The 20,316-nt window shown below is 43.5% G+C and carries 22 protein-coding genes; 15 read left to right on the top strand and 7 right to left on the bottom strand.

Going from position 1 to position 20,316, the window contains the following annotated elements:
* Nucleotides 1-165 precede the first annotated feature (165 nt).
* Nucleotides 166-999 (bottom strand): bifunctional hydroxymethylpyrimidine kinase/phosphomethylpyrimidine kinase, encoded by an 834-nt coding sequence (thiD, locus tag ACFPOH_RS03940; RefSeq protein WP_342470379.1) that lies wholly within the window; start codon nucleotides 997-999, stop codon nucleotides 166-168.
* A gap of 203 nt (nucleotides 1,000-1,202) precedes the next feature.
* Between thiD and ACFPOH_RS03935 the strand changes: the two genes are divergently transcribed.
* The 6 genes from ACFPOH_RS03935 (at nucleotide 1,203) to ACFPOH_RS03910 (ending at nucleotide 5,967) form a co-directional block, all read left to right on the top strand.
* A complete protein-coding gene (locus tag ACFPOH_RS03935) occupies nucleotides 1,203-1,880 on the top strand; it encodes a uracil-DNA glycosylase (RefSeq protein WP_342470378.1) in 678 nt (225 codons plus the stop codon).
* 91 nt (nucleotides 1,881-1,971) lie between these two features.
* Entirely contained in the window at nucleotides 1,972-2,151 is a 180-nt protein-coding gene (locus ACFPOH_RS03930; RefSeq protein WP_342470377.1) for a uracil-DNA glycosylase, read from the top strand.
* Nucleotides 2,148-2,405 carry a YwdI family protein gene (locus ACFPOH_RS03925; RefSeq protein WP_342470376.1) on the top strand — a complete coding sequence of 86 codons (258 nt, stop codon included), beginning with the start codon at nucleotides 2,148-2,150 and terminating at the stop codon, nucleotides 2,403-2,405. The genes ACFPOH_RS03930 and ACFPOH_RS03925 overlap by 4 nt, the downstream gene beginning before the upstream one ends.
* Before the next feature lie 24 nt (nucleotides 2,406-2,429).
* Nucleotides 2,430-2,813, top strand: coding sequence for a DUF423 domain-containing protein (locus ACFPOH_RS03920; protein ID WP_342470375.1), 384 nt, complete (start codon nucleotides 2,430-2,432; stop codon nucleotides 2,811-2,813).
* Nucleotides 2,814-3,023: 210 nt separating this feature from the next.
* Entirely contained in the window at nucleotides 3,024-4,217 is a 1,194-nt protein-coding gene (locus tag ACFPOH_RS03915) for a M20 family metallopeptidase (protein WP_390308888.1), read from the top strand.
* A gap of 76 nt (nucleotides 4,218-4,293) precedes the next feature.
* Complete coding sequence (locus ACFPOH_RS03910) at nucleotides 4,294-5,967, top strand: methyl-accepting chemotaxis protein (RefSeq protein WP_390308877.1); 1,674 nt, start codon at nucleotides 4,294-4,296, stop codon at nucleotides 5,965-5,967.
* 176 nt (nucleotides 5,968-6,143) lie between these two features.
* Here the strand turns inward: ACFPOH_RS03910 and ACFPOH_RS03905 are convergent, their stop codons facing one another.
* Entirely contained in the window at nucleotides 6,144-6,578 is a 435-nt protein-coding gene (locus ACFPOH_RS03905) for a spore coat protein GerQ (RefSeq protein ID WP_342470372.1), read from the bottom strand.
* A gap of 25 nt (nucleotides 6,579-6,603) precedes the next feature.
* The gene (locus tag ACFPOH_RS03900) at nucleotides 6,604-7,023 is read right to left on the bottom strand and encodes a cell wall hydrolase (protein WP_342471181.1); all 420 of its coding nucleotides are present in this window, start codon (nucleotides 7,021-7,023) and stop codon (nucleotides 6,604-6,606) included.
* A gap of 281 nt (nucleotides 7,024-7,304) precedes the next feature.
* Between ACFPOH_RS03900 and ACFPOH_RS03895 the strand changes: the two genes are divergently transcribed.
* Complete coding sequence (locus ACFPOH_RS03895) at nucleotides 7,305-7,475, top strand: hypothetical protein (protein ID WP_342470371.1); 171 nt, start codon at nucleotides 7,305-7,307, stop codon at nucleotides 7,473-7,475.
* A gap of 34 nt (nucleotides 7,476-7,509) precedes the next feature.
* On the opposite strand, the gene hemQ is transcribed toward ACFPOH_RS03895, so the two are convergent.
* Nucleotides 7,510-8,259 (bottom strand): hydrogen peroxide-dependent heme synthase, encoded by a 750-nt coding sequence (hemQ, locus tag ACFPOH_RS03890; RefSeq protein WP_342470370.1) that lies wholly within the window; start codon nucleotides 8,257-8,259, stop codon nucleotides 7,510-7,512.
* A gap of 203 nt (nucleotides 8,260-8,462) precedes the next feature.
* Here hemQ and lipL point away from each other — a divergent pair, with 203 nt between their 5' ends.
* Nucleotides 8,463-9,293, top strand: coding sequence for an octanoyl-[GcvH]:protein N-octanoyltransferase (gene lipL / locus ACFPOH_RS03885; RefSeq protein ID WP_390308876.1), 831 nt, complete (start codon nucleotides 8,463-8,465; stop codon nucleotides 9,291-9,293).
* A gap of 8 nt (nucleotides 9,294-9,301) precedes the next feature.
* On the opposite strand, the gene ACFPOH_RS03880 is transcribed toward lipL, so the two are convergent.
* On the bottom strand, nucleotides 9,302-9,964 hold the full coding sequence (locus ACFPOH_RS03880; RefSeq protein ID WP_342470368.1) for an RsfA family transcriptional regulator: 663 nt from the start codon (nucleotides 9,962-9,964) through the stop codon (nucleotides 9,302-9,304).
* 236 nt (nucleotides 9,965-10,200) lie between these two features.
* Between ACFPOH_RS03880 and ACFPOH_RS03875 the strand changes: the two genes are divergently transcribed.
* The 3 genes from ACFPOH_RS03875 to ACFPOH_RS03865 all read left to right on the top strand — a co-directional run bounded on the left by ACFPOH_RS03875 (nucleotide 10,201) and on the right by ACFPOH_RS03865 (nucleotide 13,411).
* On the top strand, nucleotides 10,201-10,431 hold the full coding sequence (locus tag ACFPOH_RS03875; RefSeq protein ID WP_342470367.1) for a YuzB family protein: 231 nt from the start codon (nucleotides 10,201-10,203) through the stop codon (nucleotides 10,429-10,431).
* A 314-nt stretch (nucleotides 10,432-10,745) separates the two neighbouring features.
* A complete protein-coding gene (locus tag ACFPOH_RS03870; protein WP_390308887.1) occupies nucleotides 10,746-12,050 on the top strand; it encodes an HD domain-containing protein in 1,305 nt (434 codons plus the stop codon).
* Between the two features lie 149 nt (nucleotides 12,051-12,199).
* A complete protein-coding gene (locus ACFPOH_RS03865) occupies nucleotides 12,200-13,411 on the top strand; it encodes a polysaccharide deacetylase family protein (protein WP_342580886.1) in 1,212 nt (403 codons plus the stop codon).
* Between the two features lie 95 nt (nucleotides 13,412-13,506).
* Here ACFPOH_RS03865 and ACFPOH_RS03860 read toward each other — a convergent pair whose 3' ends face one another.
* On the bottom strand, nucleotides 13,507-13,692 hold the full coding sequence (locus ACFPOH_RS03860) for a 2-hydroxymuconate tautomerase (RefSeq protein ID WP_208651597.1): 186 nt from the start codon (nucleotides 13,690-13,692) through the stop codon (nucleotides 13,507-13,509).
* A 70-nt stretch (nucleotides 13,693-13,762) separates the two neighbouring features.
* Between ACFPOH_RS03860 and ACFPOH_RS03855 the strand changes: the two genes are divergently transcribed.
* Nucleotides 13,763-14,284, top strand: a complete 522-nt coding sequence (locus tag ACFPOH_RS03855) for a YwhD family protein (RefSeq protein WP_342580887.1) — start codon at nucleotides 13,763-13,765, stop codon at nucleotides 14,282-14,284.
* A gap of 309 nt (nucleotides 14,285-14,593) precedes the next feature.
* Here the strand turns inward: ACFPOH_RS03855 and ACFPOH_RS03850 are convergent, their stop codons facing one another.
* Nucleotides 14,594-16,654: a transglycosylase domain-containing protein gene (locus ACFPOH_RS03850; protein ID WP_342580888.1), complete on the bottom strand. Its 2,061-nt coding sequence runs from the start codon at nucleotides 16,652-16,654 to the stop codon at nucleotides 14,594-14,596.
* Nucleotides 16,655-16,929: 275 nt separating this feature from the next.
* Between ACFPOH_RS03850 and speB the strand changes: the two genes are divergently transcribed.
* The 3 genes from speB (at nucleotide 16,930) to argS (ending at nucleotide 20,148) form a co-directional block, all read left to right on the top strand.
* On the top strand, nucleotides 16,930-17,802 hold the full coding sequence (speB, locus tag ACFPOH_RS03845) for an agmatinase (RefSeq protein ID WP_342470362.1): 873 nt from the start codon (nucleotides 16,930-16,932) through the stop codon (nucleotides 17,800-17,802).
* 244 nt (nucleotides 17,803-18,046) lie between these two features.
* Nucleotides 18,047-18,484: a YwiB family protein gene (locus tag ACFPOH_RS03840; RefSeq protein ID WP_342470361.1), complete on the top strand. Its 438-nt coding sequence runs from the start codon at nucleotides 18,047-18,049 to the stop codon at nucleotides 18,482-18,484.
* Nucleotides 18,481-20,148 (top strand): arginine--tRNA ligase, encoded by a 1,668-nt coding sequence (gene argS / locus ACFPOH_RS03835; RefSeq protein ID WP_342580889.1) that lies wholly within the window; start codon nucleotides 18,481-18,483, stop codon nucleotides 20,146-20,148. Before ACFPOH_RS03840 ends, argS begins: the two co-directional genes overlap by 4 nt.
* Nucleotides 20,149-20,316 lie beyond the last annotated feature (168 nt).

Here is a 20,316-nt window from a genome sequence, read left to right as displayed (position 1 = left end):
TAAAAAATTCCACATTATGAAAAGAAAAAGCAACATGAATTAGAATCGGGCGAATAAAAAGAAACACCCATACAGTTTCATTGTACGGGTGATTCCTGCATCTCATGCTATTTTTCATGAAAATTCTCTAGTGAAAGAGAGCGATGAGCTTAGCAATATGAGCGGTCAGATTTCCTGGATGGTCACCGTTGGAGCGCCGTATACGTTTTTTGCCCCGTGCATGACCGGTCCAACGTATTGATTCAATTTCCAGCCGTGTTGGATGGCTGCAGAAACGAACGCTTTGGAAGCGACAACCGCATCTTTTACAGATAAACCGTTTGCCAAATTGGCAGTAATGCTTGCCGCAAAGGTGCAGCCTGCGCCATGATTATAACTTGTGGCTATCGGATCTGTTTCCAATGCATAAAACTTGTTTCCATCAAAGAATAAATCGAGCGCTTTTTCTGTACCGAGGGAGCGGCCGCCTTTGATTACCACATTTTTTGCGCCCAATGCATGGATTTTTTCCGCGGCCGTTTTCATTTCATCAATGGTTTTTGGCGTTTTCATACCGGCCAATTGTCCCGCCTCAAAAAGATTTGGCGTGGTTACCAAAGCGAGGGGGAGAAGATACCGAATCATTGCGTCCACATTGCCCGGATTCAAAACTTCATCTTCGCCTTTGCAGACCATGACCGGATCGATGACTACATTGTTTGTTCCGGATGCCTGAATCCCTTCTGCGGCAACCTGGATCACTTCCTCATTTGGAAGCATTCCGGTTTTCAAGGCATCAATGCCCGTGGAAATCGCAGTTTTTAATTGGTCTTTTAACACGTCTATCGGTATGGTATAAACGCTATGTTTCCAGCCTTGGTCCGGATCCATTGTGGCGATGCATGTTAAAGCCTGCATACCGTAAGTGCCGTATTCCTGGAAAGTTTTTAAATCGGCGTGGGTTCCTGCACCGCCTGATGCGTCAGACCCGGCGATCGTTAACGTTTTTTTCAATGACAATTTCCTCATCTCCTGCTTCATTCTCTGCAATTTTTATTATATCCATCTCCTGACTTTATAAAAATGGTCAGAATACAGAAAAATGATGATGTCAGAATGTGGGGGATGAAAAGGAGGCTCGGCGTGAAGTATCGGGTTCTTTTAAAAATCAACTATTGATTCTCTCCGCGTATTAGAGTAGGTTGAAAATGAGGTGTTTCGACATGAAGAAAGTTTTCGACAATGATTGGCAGGAGATATTGCAGGAGGAATTTGAAAAGCCCTACTATCAAAATTTGCGGAAATTCATTGCCAAAGAATACAGTACAAACATCGTGTACCCGCCCATTGATGAAGTGATGAGCGCCTTTTACACCGTTCCATACAAAGAGGTGAAAGTGGTGATTCTGGGTCAGGATCCTTACCACGGCCCCGGACAAGCGCACGGCATGTGCTTTTCCGTAAAGCCGGGGGTGCCGCATCCGCCGAGCCTTCGAAATATTTTCATCGAATTGCAACATGATTTGGGATGTCCCATTCCAAAAGATGGGTATTTGATGAAATGGGCGAAGCAAGGGGTGTTCCTGTTAAACACGGTTCTTACCGTAAGACAAGGGCAGGCCAATTCCCATCAAGGGATGGGTTGGGAGCAATTCACCGATGCGGTCATTGAAAAATTGGCACAAAGGGAAGATCCGATTGTCTTTGTTTTATGGGGAAGACCTGCGCAAATGAAAAGGGCCATTATCGAAAAGAACGGTTCCCACCACACCATTTTGCAAGCGCCCCATCCAAGTCCGTTAAGCGCCCATCGCGGGTTTTTCGGGAGCAGACCTTTCTCGAAAATCAATGCCCAACTCATCGCCTGGGGCAAGGAACCGATTGACTGGTGTTTGGAGTAATGTCTTCGTTTATAACGAGTTTTTGAACAAAATTCATTCAACTTTTCACTGTCTATGAAATTTGGTACATTGGAATAAAGGTGGGATTCCCATGAAAGTTGACTGTTTTAAATGCAAATTTTTCAAAGTAACGTGGGATCCTAATCATCCCCGTGGCTGCGCAGCGTATCAATTTAAGACGAGGCAGCTTCCATCCGTTGTCGTTAAACAATCTTCCGGAACGGATTGTTTAAAATTTGAACCGAAAGAATTCAAAGGGGGGAGAAAATGATTTCCTATAAAAGATTGTTCGGGGAAATTGAACGGTATGCTTTAAAAGCGAGAGAAACGGAAAATGAACAGGAACTTCGGGAATTGTTGATTGCCGTTCGCGCATTATGTGATGTGGCGTTGAATGAACCGAAACATCCGGCGGTGACAGAACAGGGCCAACCCCAACTGTATGCAACAGGCGGAAATCGTCTTCTCCCTTCAAGGAAAATAGAGGACGAGGATGCGAATGGGGATTCGATTTTTGATTTTTAAAATTCAGAAAAAGAGGTTATGTAGATGAAAGGTTCCATCATTACAGGTGCGGTTTTCGGTTTTCTGGCTGTCGCATTGGGGGCATTTGGCGCCCACGCATTAAAAGGTGTTTTGGATGCATATGGGGAGTCAATTTGGGATACGGCAGTCCAATATCAAATGTTTCACGCGGCAGGAATCATTCTGGTCGGCATTTTAATGCATCCAAGATTAATCGGTGATACATCTCCGTTAAAATGGTCATTTCTCGCAATGACTTTTGGGATTCTATTCTTCTCAGGCAGCTTATACGTTTTGGCTGTGAGCGGCATCAGTGTATTGGGCGCAATCACGCCAATCGGTGGAGTGCTGTTTTTGATCGGATGGACATTGGTGATCGTCGGCGTTGCAAAAAGCCGAATCTATTAATCTGTGAAGGGCAGCTTAAAGTCGCATACATGACTTTAAGCCGCCATTTTATTTTGTGTTCCAGGGGGCGGTTCGACCCGGTGCGGCCATGAGAAAAGTAACGAAATTTGGTGAATAAATTCATAAGATTTCGACACATTTAATAAATGTTTCATGTTACCATAGAACATGGAAGGAGTATTTTTGGCAACTCGGAAAGGGGTACATACATTGGACAGTCTATTGTTGGCATTGGACAAGTATTATGAGGAAATGGTTTCCATTCGGAGATATTTGCATGCAAATCCGGAGCTATCTTTTGAAGAAGTGAATACGCCAAAATATATTGCGAACTTTCATAGAGAACTGGGTCTTGAGGTTCGTGAAGGAGTAGGCGGAAGAGGCGTGGTGGCCGTTTTGCGCGGAGGAAAGCCGGGAAAAACGGTGGCGTTGCGTGCGGACTTTGACGCATTGCCGATCCAAGAGGAAAACGACATCCCTTATAAATCCAAAGTGGACGGCGTTATGCATGCATGCGGCCATGACGGACATACAGCCACTTTACTGATTTTGGCGAAAGCCCTTTATGAAATGAGGGAATCCATCTGCGGGAATGTGGTGTTTATCCACCAGTTTGCGGAAGAAGTGTTGCCGGGCGGTGCCAAACCGATGATCGAAGACGGCTGTTTGGATGGGGTGGATGTGATTTTTGGAACCCATCTTTGGGCTCCAACGCCATTAGGGGAAATTCATGTAAAGAATGGTGCGATCATGGCGGCTCCTGACATGTTTGAAGTGACGATTCAAGGAAAAGGCGGGCATGGCGCAGAGCCCCACAATGCCGTTGACGCGATTGTCCTCGGTGCGCAGTACGTCAGCCAAGTTCAAACCATTGTTTCGCGAAGAATCAGCCCTTTGAAACATGCGGTGGTCACTGTGGGACAATTTGAAGCGGGAAAAGCCTACAACATCATCGCGGAAAAAGCGACAATGAAGGGAACTGTCCGGACATTCGATGAAGATGTAAGAAGCCAAATCGAAAAGGAACTTGAATCCCTGGTAAAGTCCATTTGTGACGGCGCCAATGCGACTTATGAATTTACATATACGAGAGGATATCCACCGGTGGTCAACCATCCGGAAGAAACGGCATTGCTTGCGGATGTTGCAATGGATGTGCCTGAAGTGAAAGAAGTGAAAGAATGCGTTCCGCTCATGGTAGGAGAGGATTTTGCCTATTATCTGCAAAAGGTGCCGGGCACTTTCTTCATCACCGGGGCCAAACATCCGGATTGGGAAACGGCCTATCCGCATCACCATCCAAAGTTTAATTTTGATGAAAGAGCGATGTTGATTGCTGCAAAGACGATGGGACTGGCAACTTTGAAATATTTAGAAACTTTTTGTAATAAATGCGAAATTTAGTGCAATTTCTAGTTAAAAAAGGGAAATGAAGTAGTATAATAGGCTTAAAATAGATTTTTTTGAAGAGGTGACCGGGATGAGCATCGGGGGAAAAATGAATGTTGCTTTTTATTCATTGATGGGACTTTTATGTATATCGATGATTGTCAGTTTTATCAATTTTCAAAGAATCGATCGCCAAGTGGATGTGGCGCTGAATGAGCGGGTGACGGCAATCCAGGAAATATCATCCGTGCGCTACCAAGTGGCCCAGCTGGATAAATCCGTAACAAAATACATGCTAATAGAAGATAATGATGATTATGAAATGGTCAATACATATATGCAGCTGATCGATAAGCAAATCGAGTCGCTTGAAAAATTGGCGGTAACCGATACAATGAAGGGCTATATCAATGAATTGAAACAATCCAAGAACAATTTTGAACAAGAATTCTCCAAAGTGGCTGAAAGAGTGAAAAATGGGGAAACATTATCGGAACATGAAAATATTCAAATCATCAGCCAAAATCTGATTGATACAACAGACAAAATGATCGAATATCAAACAGGCCAATTGGAAGATATCAAAAAAGGGGCAAATAGGGCGATTTCCTCATCCAACATTACGGCGGTAATCGTGTTAATAGCCAGCTTAATGGTCAGCTTTGTTTTAGTTTATTTCGTTAGGAAAACGATTACATTGCCTTTGAGAAAAGTGGTGGATGCGGTAAAGGTGGTTTCTTCCGGCGATTTGACGGAAGAGAATTTGAAAGTGATCTCCAAAGATGAAATCGGCCAGCTTTCGGAAGCTTTCAATGCAATGAAAAATAACTTGAAATCGCTTATTCGGAATGTGCAGCAAAATGCGGAACAATTAAGTTCAGCCGCTCAACAGCTTTCCGCAAGCACGGAGGAAATTTCCGCTTCTGCCGAAGAAATGACTCGCCGGGTAAATTCCACAGCGGAAGTGGCCCAAACGAATTCCCAAGCGGCCAATGATTCGGCCCGTGCGATGGATGAAACGGCGATCGGCGTGCAAAAAATCGCGGAATCCACTCAAGTGCTGCATTCCACTTCATTGGAAACAAGCGATATGGCTTCCCATGGTGGAGAGATTATCCGTCATGCGGAAAAACAAATGGACACCATTAACCAGTCTACAAATCTTGTGAATGAATTGGTTCAAAAATTGAGCAAACAAACGGAAGAAATCGAAAATATTTCAAGAGTGATTGCAGAAATCACCGATCAAACGAACTTGCTGGCATTGAATGCGGCCATTGAAGCGGCCCGTGCCGGTGAACATGGGAAAGGATTTGCCGTTGTGGCTGAAGAAGTCCGCAAACTGGCGGAGGAATCAAAAGAATCTGCAAGCCAAATTACCGATTTGACGGTAGAAATCAAGCGGGATACAGAAAATGTGGAAAAAGCGGTATCCGATTCCTTGCATTCGGTGGAAGACGGTGTAAAAGTCATTACAGAAGCAGGACAATCTTTTGCTGATATTGTGAAGGCCATTGAAAAAATGAAAATGCAAATTGAAGAAATCTCTGCTACAAGTGAACAAATTTCTGCAAGTGCAGAGGAAGTATCAGCGGCGGTCAATGAAATTTCGAACGCTTCTACAGAATCCGCAAGCGAAATTCAAATGGTTGCCGCCAATATTGAAGAACAAACGACTACAATCGAACAAGTGAATAAAGTGGCTGCGGAATTGAGCGAAAATGCCCAAAATCTGCAGATGGAAATCCGGAAATTCCGCTTATAATCAGGTGGGGAAGGCTTGTTCAAATAAAGTTCATAACAAAATGGCAAATTAGGAACAATGCCTCGATGGGCCTGTACCTTCATTGATGGATGTGCAAAGATATATACAAGGTTAATAAAAAAAGAGCGAATTAGAAAAAACTTTTCTATTCGCTCTTTTTCAATTGTTTTTTTCCATTATCGCTGGGATCTTGGCCGGGCCGAATTAATATATCTGAACCCTTCATCGAATCGGGCATAATCGAAATAAATCATCGGTAATAAATAAACGTGATTTGTACTTTCTTCACGAATTACCGCATGATCTCGGCCCGCTTGCAATACGGTACCGCGAACCCGGAGTACATTTCCGCGGGTTTCTCCCGGTAACGTTTCCGAAGATGGAAATGTGAAATAGAATGTGCCGGGCACGCCGATATTTTCGCGTAAAATGTTCTCGATATACGATTCTTCCGTTTGTCGTCCAGTGGAAGGTACTACAGTTCCGGAAGGTGTCATGACGTTTCCGCTTTGGGCAGAAAGCGGCGTTTGTTGCACTTGCCCTTGACCGAAAAACGGTTGTTGATAATATTGATTTCCCGACGCACCGGGACCCCAATAATAATAAGTCAAGCATAACATCCTTTCTTATCAATTTTTAGATGCCTGGACAAGCACCTTCAGCAGGTGCAAAGAAACAATGGGATTTGAATCGGCCGGAATTCCATTGTCCATACCACTGGGCAGGGCAGCTTCCTTCAGGCTTGAAAAACCAAAGGGCTCTGTCGGCAGGAACAAAGCGTTCACCGTTGATGACTCTGCGCGCCAACGCAATATCTTGTGGACGCGCCCGCTGATAAAAGTAGCTTTTTTGTACGGCTTCAAAGCCACCAGGACTTTGATACACCATATCTTCGATGCTGCGTATCTGTTTGAAATCCAGACAGTCTGCTCTTACGCGATTGACGCCGACATTTCCGACCAACAGCATGCCAAGGTCTCCATCGCCTTCCGCTTCTGCCCGCATCAATCGGGCAAGTAAGGCAACATGTGCTTCGTTAGCGGCAATAACAGCGATTTTTCATACCTCCTCAACATAATGTATGCATTCAATCAAGAATCAGAATAAAAATTGAAAAAAATGTTTAAATTGATTGAATAAAGTAGATGAAACGGGGTGAAGCCTGTATAAAGTACGCTCCAACGCAATAAAATAGAATAGAAACGATTGACATGTTTCGACATGCAACACTATTGAATAGAATATGAGTAACGGTGTTAGTTGGTGACAATTTAGGGAATAGTTAATTAAAAAAGGGGAGAAGGGAGCCAAAACGATTAATCTGGAGGTTGGTTACATTGCAACTTGGAATTTGGGTTGGGATAGTCGTCAGTGCGATTTTGTCATTTGTGATTGCGGGATTATTCAATCAACCACTCCATTGGTATCTCTTCATTTTGATACTTTTCATCGGTTTCTTCACGCAAACGGTGATTTTGATTTTGCAAACGCCTGATGAACATGAGTAAGCGAGACGCACAAAAGCGTCTCGCTTAAATTTTATTATTGAACTTTCACAAGTTTAGCGAATTTTTCTTTATCCAATAAAGTACCTACAAGGAATTCACCAAATTCCCCGTAGCGGGCGGACGCTTCATCAAAGCGCATTTCATACACAATTTTCTTAAATTGTAGCATATCGTCAGAGAAGAGTGTTACGCCCCATTCATGGTCGTCCAAACCGGTAGAGCCTGTGATTATTTGTTTTACTTTACCTGCATATTTGCGGCCGATTTCGCCATGGGAGCGCATCAACTCGCGGCGCTGACTCATCGGCAACATATACCAGTTGTCATCCAATAGGCGGCGTTTGTCCATTGGATAGAAGCAGATATATTTTGTTCGCGGAAGTTCTGGATATAAACGGGAGCGAACATATGGGTTTTGATATGGATCTTCGTCAGAACCGCCTAAATAGTTGGAAAGTTCCACAACCGAGAAATAAGTATATGTCGGAATTGTATAATCGGCAATTTTTAATTTGTTGAATTCCGTTTCCAATTCGTGAATTTCATCTGGCGTTTCGCGGAGAATCATGAACATGAAATCCGCTTTTTGGCCAATTGTGGAATAGAAGGCGTGGGAACCGGTTTTTGCTTCGTGTACTTGTTCCAATTTATCAAGATATTGATAAAATTCTTCCAATGCGGCTTGTCTTTCTTCTTCAGAAAGCAGTTTCCAGGAAGTCCAGTCCATTGCACGATAATCATGCAGGCAGTACCAGCCGTCTAAAGTAAATGCTGCTTCGCTCATTACATTAACACTCCTTCGATTGATAATCGTTCAAAATAATCTTAGCATAAATCAAGAAATTTTCCTCCCGATTAAGCTTTAAATTTAATGAACCTTTCATGAAATCGCCCACTTTTATTCACAATTGTTTTTGTGTATGCTTGAACTGTAGAAGGCGCAACCGAAAGCAAATTGTGCTGAACCTATTGTGAGGAGCAAACAAAATGCATTCATTATTACAGCAAAAAACGTGGCGTTTTATCGATCAATCCCTTTCCACGGACCGTACCCCCCTTGAATCGTTTGCGATGGATGACACGCTCTGCCAATTGGTGGGACAAGGGTTGTCGGTTCCGGTTGTCCGCACATGGGTGCACCACCCATATGTCGTGTTGGGCATTCAAGATCACCGCATGCCTTATATCCAAGAGGGAATCGAGATGTTGAAAAAAGCCCATTATGAAGCGATTGTCCGAAATTCCGGCGGGCTTGCGGTCGTGCTGGATAAAGGGATTTTAAATATTTCCATCGTCCTTTCGGAAGCCCCGGGTTCCATCAGCATTAACACGGGTTATGAAGTCATGCTGCAATTTATAAAGCTGTTGTTTTCCGAAGCCGCAGAAAAAATTCAGGCCTATGAAATTGTGGGTTCTTATTGTCCCGGCTCCTATGATTTGAGCATCGGGGGAAAGAAATTTGCGGGGATATCCCAACGCCGTTTGCGCAATGGGGTGGCCGTCCAGATTTATTTATGTATTGAAGGCAGTGGAAGCGAGCGTGCGGAACTGATTAAACATTTTTATGAAACCAGTTTGAAAGATGCAGAGACAAAATTTCAATATCCGAAAATACAGCCTGATGTGATGGCCAGTTTAAGCGAATTGTTGGACCGTCCCATCACCGTTCAGGAAACCGTCATCCAAGTTCAACAGCTGCTCGCTTCACTTTCTGGGGATGTATTGTTCCAGCCTCTGGAAGGCGATGAATTGCAATTATATTCTTTTTATTTAAAGAGAGTTTTGGAGCGGAATGCAAAAATGCTTGGAAATACGTAGATGGCGAATCAATTCGGCACATCTACGTTTTCTTTGCTAGATTGTTGTTGCATATGGGAATAATCGGCAACTAAATTCCCGTTTTTCTCCATTTTAAATACCGGTGCAATGCGCGGTTCTTCATCTTCCAATGTAACGAGTCTGCGGGCGCGGTTCATGATTTGAACAAATTGCTCGTAATCTTCGCGGATTTGTTTGTTTTCCTTGCGCAGTTTTTCCACTTCTTTTTCCAATTCTTTTATTTTTTCAGTAGCGGAGTTTGCAATTTGACGCCATTTTGTCGCTTCATTGTCGTTGCCTCCCTGGGATTGCAGGCGCAACAAGTATGCAATGACAATATCTAAATTCATATCAGATAAGGAAATAGGCTTGGATTCCCCGTTTGATCCCGGAAGCAAATACACACCCGGCGAACGTCTTCTGCCGTTCACACCCAACAATTTCATCCGCTCTTTCCGGATTCTTTTTGCTTCTTCCAGTTCTTTTTCATAACGTTTGCGAACAACGGCATTCCATCGGAAACCGCATGCAGCAGGAGTCCGATTCAATTTATCTCCGGCTTCTTCAAAAGCGTTCAATTGCGTACTTCCTTCTTTTACATGTCTTAATACCGCTTCGGCGAGCAGTTCGTCGTTTTCTTTTAACCATGCATCCTGTCTGACTTTTGCCATTGTTTAACCCTCCTGTTAATGTAGTAGTTTCTTATTGTCAAAACATATCGTGTCCAACAAGTTCCAATTTTATTCATTTTTCTGATGAATTTTTTATATGAATTTAGCAAAAAAAGGCGGAATTCAGTCCTTTGTTGGATATTTGTCCTTTTTACTTGAATGGAAGTGTGGCTATAGTCTAAAATATCTTTTAGGCTAAAAAATGAATTTGATTGATAGAAAGGATTGTTGATCATATGGCGGCAAACGAATTTAGAGTTTGCGATGAATGTCAAGCCGTCAATTTAAAAACGCTCATTCCGAAATTGAAAAAGTTGGATCCCGATGCAACGATCGTCATCGGTTGCCAATCCTATTGCGGACCCGGCCGCAAAAAAACTTTCACTTTCGTCAACGGCAGACCGGTAAACGCATTAACGGAAGAGGAATTAATGGAAAAAGTGAAAGCCAAATTGAAGATGGATTAAACAAAAGCTACTTTCTATCGTGGTAGAAGGTAGCTTGTTTTATTTTTTATCAGCTTTGGCCATAAGAGGTTGTTTTAATCATCGGAGTTTCAAATATAATCGTTTTTATCCAATAAAACCTGTGGTGGATGGGGATACATGGAAATTTTTGCGGCTTTCCGGGATTTCCTTGCGGTTTTGGGAAAATGCATGCCTCCGCCAAAAGCCGCACCCGAAATTCTCCCGGCTTCCACAACAACAATGGCGTGTAAAAAATTAGAAAATTTCTTATAATAGATAGTAAGAATTGGAAGGAACGAGGTGCGGTAATTTTGGTGGAATATGCAAAACAAAAACTTCCGGAAGAAAAAGTGTTCAAAGATCCCGTGCACCGATATGTTCATGTTCGAGACCAAGTGATTTGGGATTTGATTGGAACAAAAGAATTTCAGCGTTTGCGCCGGATCCGCCAGCTGGGCACGACATATCTCGTGTTTCATGGTGCGGAACATAGCCGATTCAATCATTCGCTGGGGGTTTATGAAGTCGTCCGCCGCATTGTGGATGATGTATTTCACGGAAGACCCGATTGGAATGAGGATGAACGCCTTCTGGTGCTATGCGCGGCGCTGCTCCACGATTTGGGCCACGGTCCATTTTCCCATGCGTTCGAAAATGTGTTTAAAACGGACCATGAATATTTCACAAGAAAAATATTGCTGGGAGAAACAGAAGTAAATGCGGTTTTGAAGCGGGTATCGGACGATTTTCCTGAAAAAGTGGCCCAAGTGATTGAAAAAACTTATGAAAACCAGCTTGTGGTCAGCCTCATATCGAGTCAAATCGATGCCGACCGGATGGATTATTTGCAAAGGGATGCTTACTATACCGGGGTAAGTTACGGCCATTTCGATATGGAACGAATTCTCCGCGTCATGCGTCCGAGAAAGGGGAAAGTCGTCATTAAATCCAGCGGCATGCATGCGGTGGAAGATTATATCATGTCCCGCTATCAAATGTACCTGCAAGTGTATTTCCACCCCGTTTCACGCAGTGCGGAAGTGTTGTTGCACAACATCCTCAAAAGAACAAAACATTTGTATGAACAAGGATATCAATTCACCTTTAAACCGGTTCATTTTCAATCTTTCTTTGAAAATAAGATTACGGTGGAAGATTACCTTGAACTGGATGAGTATTTATTAGTGACATATTTCAAAATGTGGATGAAGGAAAAGGATCCGATATTAAGAGATTTGAGTACGAGATTTGTGAACCGCAAATTGTTCAAATACATCAATCTCAACCCGGAAGAAGAGCCGGAGCGTTTCGAACGATTAAAAGAGCTTTTCCGTCAAGCGGGTGTGGATACGGATTACTATATTTATCACGACTGCACATCGGACTTGCCTTACGATTACTATGAGCCGGATAAAGAAACGAACCGATTCCCAATTTTTTTGGAAATGCCGAATGGCGAAATCAGGGAATTGTCCCAGGAGTCTTTCATTGTGGATGCCATTGCCGGCCGCATGAAAAAGGACCATAAAGTTTACTATCCGAAAGAAGCGCTGATGGATCCAACCTTAGATCAAAGTTTAAAAATCGAAATGGAAAAGCTATTGAATAATGCAAAATAATTGGATGATTGATGTGGCTCGCATTGATTTTTGTTAAAAAACCATAATAATGGGGAAACATTCCGTATTAAAAATTCTTAAAATATTCTGGAAGAAAGAAGAAATTATATTATAATAGAGTTTGACTACCTTAGAGAAAGGAATGTAGCATGAAAAAATATCTTAGAATTTTTTTATTGATGTTTCCCCTGTTATGGATTGCCCCAAATTTGGGGGAAGCAGCAAGCAAGGTGAGTTATGCCGTTCCTTTGTATGACAATGTCAAGGTTTACGATAACCGCACCGGCGCACTGGTACCGATCGCAACGATGAAGAAAAATCAGCCGCTGGTCATTGACAAAGATTATGGCCAAAACTGGTGGCAAGTCAAATTCGGAAATGGCTACGGCTTCATCGCCAAAAGGGATGTGTATCGTTCGGTCACTTGGACAACAAACAACGTCAATACGAAGGCCAAAAATTCGAATACGACGGTGTTGATCAACAGTGATGTGGAAGTGTTTGACAACACCTCGGGAAAATTGGAACCGATGATCACGATTCATGCTGGTATCCGTTATCCGATCATCAGTGATTACAGCAAGAATTATTGGAAAGTGGATGTAGGTGGCAGAATCGGTTATATGCCGAAATATCGGACAAGCGTGGACTATGGTGTGCCGATTTTAATGTATCACCACATTTTAACTCCGGAAGAAAAAGCGAATTCCCAATTCGCCAATGCCAATACAACCGTGACCACCATCGAATTCAACAACCAAATGCAATGGCTGAAAAACAATGGTTATCAAACCATCTCACTCTATGATTTGGAAAGATATTTGAGACGGCAAGTGAATCTTCCGGCAAAAGCGGTGGTTCTTACTTTTGACGACGGCATAACAAGCACAAGGGAGTATGCTTACCCGATTTTGAAGGAATACGGCTTTACCGCAGAACAATTTATCATAACAAGCAGAATTCCTTCTGAAAAGCAGCCTTTCCAATGGGATACCCTGCGATTCTTCAGCAAACAGGATATGGATGAGTTGAGCGATGTCTTCCGCTACGGAAGCCACACTCATGATTTACATAGTCTGGTAGGGAATAAAGCAAAGGGAATCACGATTTCATATAAGGACTTATATAATGATTTGGCCAAGAGCAGAAATATTTTAGGCACTTATTATTTTGCTTATCCATTTGGCCAATATAATCAAAACTATTTGAATGCGGTGAAAAAAGCGGGTTACCGGATGGCTGTTACGACAAGAAAGGGTAAAGTGAATTTGGGAGAAGATTTATATACTTTGGAACGATTGGGCATCGAACCGGGGCTTTCGATGGATGAATTTGCAAAAAAAGCAGGCAATTACAAGTAGAGGGTGACGAAAGGGTCACCCTTTGCTTTTGTGAATATCTGATAATTTGAAACGGAACATCCCGCAATTTCACATCGGGTGGCCCGCTTTGCCATTTACTTGTCGGAAGCCCGTACGCCGCCTGTTGCATAATGATTTTTGGGCATTTCTTCAATGATGATTGTTACGGCTTCAGGTTTTGCTTGAATCGTTTCAACAAGCGCTTCCGTCACTTTTTCAACCATCGCTTTTTTCTGTTCATCTGTGCGACCTTCCAACATTTTGATTGTTACTACCGGCATGACGCAACCTCCTAGTGGATAAATTGTAAGTATAGTTATTATAATAGGTTTAAACGGAGGGGATGACAATATGACAAATCAAGAAAAACCGAAACAAAAGATTTCTTTCACCATCATTAAAAACGACCCGACGGATGGCCACAAAGGGTTTGGAATCGGCACAATCTCGCTGGAAAATGTCACTCCGGTATTCATTGATATAGAAGAAAAACAGGCATTTATTGATATGGGAGCCATGCACGCCAAAAGCGCGGTGGAAAAGGGCATCAAATTCACGACAAACCGGGAAGATTCCGCCGGCGGAAAACCTTACTGGCTTGTATGGGTGACGGTGGACGTGAAAGAAGACGGACCGTATTACGCAGGGGTTGCCGCTTGCGAAATGGTGGTCAACCGGGAAAAACGGAGAGGGTTTAAAATTTTGGCCGACCATGTGAACAAAATGGACAAATCCTTGAAGCGCAAAATTATCGTAGATCATATGGATGATGAATCAAAGAAAGTGCTGGCGGAATTTCTTCAAAATCATGATCAGGGCATGTGGGAACGCAGCAGCCAGCAATTGAAAGATGATTTGACGGTGCAGGAATAAATTTTTTGCGTTGTCAATAATTATGATAAAAAAAATAATAGTTTATGGCGGAAATGTGACGAAAAGTTGTAATATTCGTTCCTTTGTTGAAACCATTCTAAAAAATAAGTACACTGAAGTTATAATGATAAATAGTATAACTAGGACACTCAGTAGATAGGGTTAGGTGCTATGCGGTATTTGAAAATCCCAAGCCAAATGCCACATAATAACTCTATTTACAAAAGGCTTTCTCTTTCATAGGGGAAGCTTTTTATTTTTTATTGACCTTTTGAATAAAAAAGATGCTGGTTTAAAACCAGCACCCGATCAATGAAACAGCCCTTTGATGGAATCAAACGGGAACAGTTCAAACAAACCTTTCCATGTATCTTCATTAAAGAAATCAAGATCCGTACATTTTTTCGTTGGAACATCCTCTTCTTTTAAATACATGAGCCGTTGTTTCGGACATGCATCAGTCGCCAGTTTGCCCGTTTCAATATCGATGACGACCCCTTTTACGCCATCCGGCACTTCGAAAGATTCATCCGGTTTTTCCCGGTGAACGGCCTCCATGAAATCGATCCACACTTGCTTATGGGCCGACATTTCCGAAGAGGTCGACAACGTTTTCCCTTGGTCATAACCGTTCCAAACGCCGGCTGTCAAACTTGGACTGTAGCCGATGAGCCATTGATCCGAAACGGTTGTCCCCGATTTCGCCGCATACGTATGGGTCATTCTGGAGCGGAGGGAAACGCCTGTTGCCGGTGAGTAATCGCTGAACACCGGATCGAAAATGCCTGTCATCATTTGCGTTAGGATGAACGCATCCTGTTCGGAAATGATTTGTTCTTTCGGCGGCTCTTCATACTCGTAAACAATTTCGCCTTCTTCGTTCTGAATGGATAAAATCGTCGTCGGTTTCCGGTATTCCCCTTTGGCTGCAATGATGTTGAAGGCGTTCGTCAAATCATACAGCGAATTTTCAATCGTGCCCAGTGCCATGGATGGATTATCTTTGTTGGAATACCGCAAATTGAACCTCTTCGACATTTCACGGAATTTATCATACCCGATTTGTTCCAGCGTTTTTACCGCATAAATGTTGTCTGAGATGGCAATTGCCTGAGCCATGGACATGTCGCCATCCGCGAATTTCCCGTTGACGTTTTGGGGTTTATAAGTGGCCCGTCCATTGTCGTACGTAAAGATCGTTTCACCCACGTCCAAGAAAGTGAGCGGTGTAAAACCGTTTTCCAATGCCGCCGCATATAAGAACGGCTTGATGGCGGAACCCGGTTGGCGAAGGGCCTGTGTTACACGGTTATAGGAACTTTCTTGATAGTTGCGTCCACCGACAAGGGCCGTTACTTGGCCGGTTTTGACATCCATGCTGACAAGCCCCACTTGCAGGTCGTTGTCCGGCATGTTTTTCTCGATGGCTTCTTCCGCCGCTTTTTGATGGGCCTGGTTCAACGTCGTTTTAATGACCCAGCCGCCGGAACGGATATTCAAGTTTTTCTTTTCCAAAATGTCCGCCGCTTCTTGCCAAGCGACGTCCAAGAAATAAGGCGCGACTGTTTTGGAAGCGGTCCATTGATCGTTTTTCAGCACGATTTTTTCCGACAATGCCCGTTCCTTTTCTTCCGCCGAGATTTTATTTTGATCTTCCATCAAAGCGAGTATTAAATGCTGCCGTTGGACGGCTTTGTCATAATTATTGAGAGGGGAATAAATACTTGGCCCTTTCGGAATGCCGGCGAGCATGGCGGATTCCGCCAACGTCAGGTCGCTGGCGGATTTGCCGAAATAGTATTTGCTCGCCGCTTCGACCCCATACATGCCGTGGCCGTAGTTGACCGTATTCAAATAGGCTTCTAGTATTTCATCTTTAGAATAAAAGATTTCCAGACGGTAAGCATAAACGGCTTCCATTATCTTCCTTGTCCAAGTTTTATCCAATGTCAAATAAAGATTTCTAGCCAATTGCTGGGTGATTGTGCTCGCCCCTTGCGCTTTGCTGCGGGTTTTCAAATCCGTCAAAATGGCGCTGGCGATTCTTGGAATGTCAAACCCGTGATGTTGATAAAAATCTTTGTCTTCCACAGCGATGGTTGCTTCTATTAAATAAGGTGAAATTTCATCAAGCTCTTTCCAATAGCGGCGTTGATCCGTGAAATGATCCCCGATTTGATGGCCATTCCGGTCCAAGAAAACGGATGCTTTCGGTATCGTGAGTGGAGGAGCTCCGGCAATTTGCGCATACAATCTCAAACCGCCCAGGGCCACAACCATTGCGCATACAAAAGCGATCGTGTAGAAAGCCATCCGTTTTTTCCGTTTTTGCCGTCTCATTTTCCGCTGATAACTCCGTCTTCGATCCATCCATTTCACCTCATTTCTTCCAATTACCCATAGTATGGACTTGAAAATGGCAGTTTAATCGAGAATGCGCTTAAAAAAACTGTTGCCTTTTGTCTAAAAACGTCTATACTTTTTCTGTATGAAATGCAATTTTTGAAAAGGGCAATTTTCTTGGGATGCATTTTGATTTCCCGAATCTATAAGTGAATACGAAAAATGTCGAAAAAAGTTCCGAATTCCTTTGAATTCGAAATTTTCAGCTTTTCCGAAAAAGATCAATAGAGTAGGTGATTCATATGCGTTTTGATGAAACATATTCCGGAAATGTGTTTATAAAAAGCCATCCAAATTATGAAGAGTCCAAAGCGGTGTTATATGGAATGCCGATGGACTGGACGGTCAGCTTCCGACCAGGCTCCCGGTTCGGCCCGGCAAGAATCCGCGAAGTTTCTGTCGGCCTGGAAGAGTACAGTCCATATCTTGACCGTGAATTGGATGAAGTGAAATTTTTCGATGCGGGCGACATTCCGCTTCCATTCGGAAATGCCCAAAAATCATTGGATGAAATTGAGAAGTTTGTAAAGAAAGTTTTGGCAGATGGAAAAATCCCGGTTGGAATGGGTGGAGAGCATTTGGTGACATGGGGTGTGGTGCAAGCCGTTTATGAAAAATATCCGGATATAGCCATTCTTCATTTTGATGCCCATACCGATTTGCGCACGGATTATGAAGGGGAACCATTGAGCCACGCAACGCCGATCCGGAAAATTGCGGAAATGATTGGTCCAAGCAATGTATATTCTTTCGGCATCCGTTCAGGACTGAAAGAAGAATTTGAATGGGCGAAAGAAAACGGCATGTATATCGCAAAGTTTGAAGTGCTCGAACCGTTGAAAGAAGTGCTTCCAACATTGAAAGGCCGCAATGTTTATATCACAACGGATATTGACGTGCTGGATCCGGCCTTTGCTCCTGGCACAGGGACAGTGGATTGCGGCGGCATTACGTCCAAAGAACTGCTTGCGGCCATCCATGAAATTGCAAGAAGCGAAGTGAATGTCGTTGGATTTGACTTGGTGGAGGTTGCGCCTGTTTACGACCACTCCGAGATGACCGTGAATACGGCTTCCAAATTATTAAGAGAAATGATTTTGGGATGGATCAAGTAAGATATTGATAGAAAGGGGATTAAAGTTTTTCATGAACTTTAATCCTCTTTTTTTGGAGCGGGAGAGGGGAAACTGTTCACAAATCAGGCGGTATGGACAAAATAGGCTTAAAATCTGCAAAGAAAACGGGTGCCTTAAGGCGGTTAAATAGAATAGAACAAACTCCACTTCCATCTTGATAAGGAATGGAAAATCATCCTATAATAAATAGGTTATAGTATTACATAAGGAGTGCCCACAGGAAATGAGTGTTGAAAAAAACGTAAAAATCAAAGTCATTTCAACGATCCGCCCAATCGAAGGGGACGAGGAAACCTACGAACTGTGGATTCAGGGAGTTTGGTTGAAAAAGAACGATAAAATGTATTTGCGATATGAAGAAATAATGGAAGACCAAACAATCCGCACAACGGTGAAAATGAACAACGACCATGCACTCATTTTGCGCAGTGGAGCTGTCAATATGCGGCTGCCATTCAGCCTGGAAAGCAGACAAAACGGTCATTACGACACAGCCTTCGGAACGTTGCCGCTGCAAACGAAAACGCATCGTCTGGGGTTTGAACATACGGAAGAAAATAATATCAGTGGCAGATTCAATGTGCAGTATGATTTAATAATTAGTGGACAATCAGTCGGTCATTATACATTGGAAATTCAATATACGGAGGGACAAGCATGAATGCGGTAGAACAATTGCAGGAAAAACTGAAAAACTTGTTAAAGGCGGCTGTAGAAAAAGCGCAACTTTTGGAAGAGGGGACGGATTTTCAAGTTCAGATCGAAGTGCCAAAAGATCAAACAAAAGGCGACTTCGCCACAAACTTGGCCATGCAACTGACGAAACTTGCGAAAAAACCTCCCCGCCAAATTGCGGAAGCGATCGTTGGCAATCTTGAAACAGAAGGCACAGAAATCGAAAAAGTGGAAATTGCCGGACCTGGTTTCATCAACATTTTTGTACGCAAAGATTTCCTTGCCGATATTGTGAAAGCGGTGTTCGATCAAGGTGAAAATTATGGCCGGTCAAATGCTGGAGGCGGCGAAAAAATCCAAGTGGAGTTTGTATCCGCGAACCCTACAGGCGACCTTCACTTAGGACATGCCCGCGGTGCTGCATTCGGCGACTCCCTATGCAATGTGCTGGATTTCGCAGGATACGATGTCACTCGCGAATATTACATCAACGATGCCGGAAATCAGATCAACAACTTGGCTTATTCCTTGGAAGCCCGCTACAAACAAGCGCTTGGACTTGAGGCGGAAATGCCTGAAGATGGCTACTACGGCCAGGACATCATCGAAATTGCGAAAAAACTCGCTGAACAATATGGGGATTCCATCCTGGAAAAATCCGATGAAGAACGCTTCAACTTCTTCCGTGAAAATGGTCTCGCCCTTGAACTGGAAAAATTGAAAAAAGACTTGGAAAACTTCCGCGTGCGCTTTGACGTATGGTATTCCGAAACTTCATTATATAAAAGCGGAAAAATCGACAAAGCATTGGATAAATTAAGAGCAAACGGCCACATCTATGAGAAGGATGGGGCAACTTGGTTCCGTTCCACAACATTCGGCGATGACAAAGACCGCGTGTTGATTAAATCAGACGGTTCCTACACTTACTTGACACCGGATATCGCTTACCATGAAGATAAAATTCAGCGCGGCTTCGATAAACTCATCAATATTTGGGGAGCAGACCACCATGGTTACATTCCGCGCATGAAAGCGGCCATCGAAGCCCTCGGTTATGACCGGGATAAGTTGGAAGTGGAAATTATCCAAATGGTGCAGCTTTATAAAAACGGCGAAAAATATAAAATGAGCAAACGGACAGGAAATGCCGTAACCATGCGTGAACTTGTGGAAGAAGTCGGTTTGGATGCGGTCCGCTACTACTTCGTCAAAACGGCCTGCGATTCCCATATGGACTTTGACTTGGATTTGGCCGTTGCCGAGTCCAACGAAAATCCGGTGTATTATGCCCAATATGCCCATGCACGCATTTGTTCGATTTTGCGTGCCGCAGAGGAACAAGGCTTCCAACCATCATTGGAAAACCTCGATTTATTGACGGATGCAAAATCAGAAGAAGTGCTAAAAATCGTGGGCACTTTCCCGCAAGTAGTGGCGGAAGCGGCAAAACACCGCACACCTCACCGGATCGCGAACTACATTCAAGAACTGGCGGCATCCTTCCACAGCTTCTACAATGCGGAAAAAGTCATCAACCCGGACAACAAAGAATTGACAGAAGCGCGCCTTGCATTAATTCAAGCCGTTCGGGTTACCCTTGCCAACGCTCTAAGATTAATCGGCGTGTCAGCACCGGAAAAAATGTAAATCTTAATACCCAAACACCAGCTCCAACAGATGGGCTGGTGTTTTTTGTGCGCCCGGCATGTACATGAACTATAGGGTGTAAGTCCCGAACCCCGAAGACAGAAGTAGAGGTTAGCCAAGAGCAAGGGTGTCCGTGGTGACGCGGAATCTGAAGGAAGCTGGAGGCAA

Source organism: Ureibacillus suwonensis, assembly GCF_042655065.1.
GTDB lineage: Bacteria > Bacillota > Bacilli > Bacillales_A > Planococcaceae > Ureibacillus > Ureibacillus suwonensis.
The sequence above is the reverse complement of the archived record's forward strand: the minus strand, read 5'-3'. Positions and strand labels throughout refer to the sequence as shown.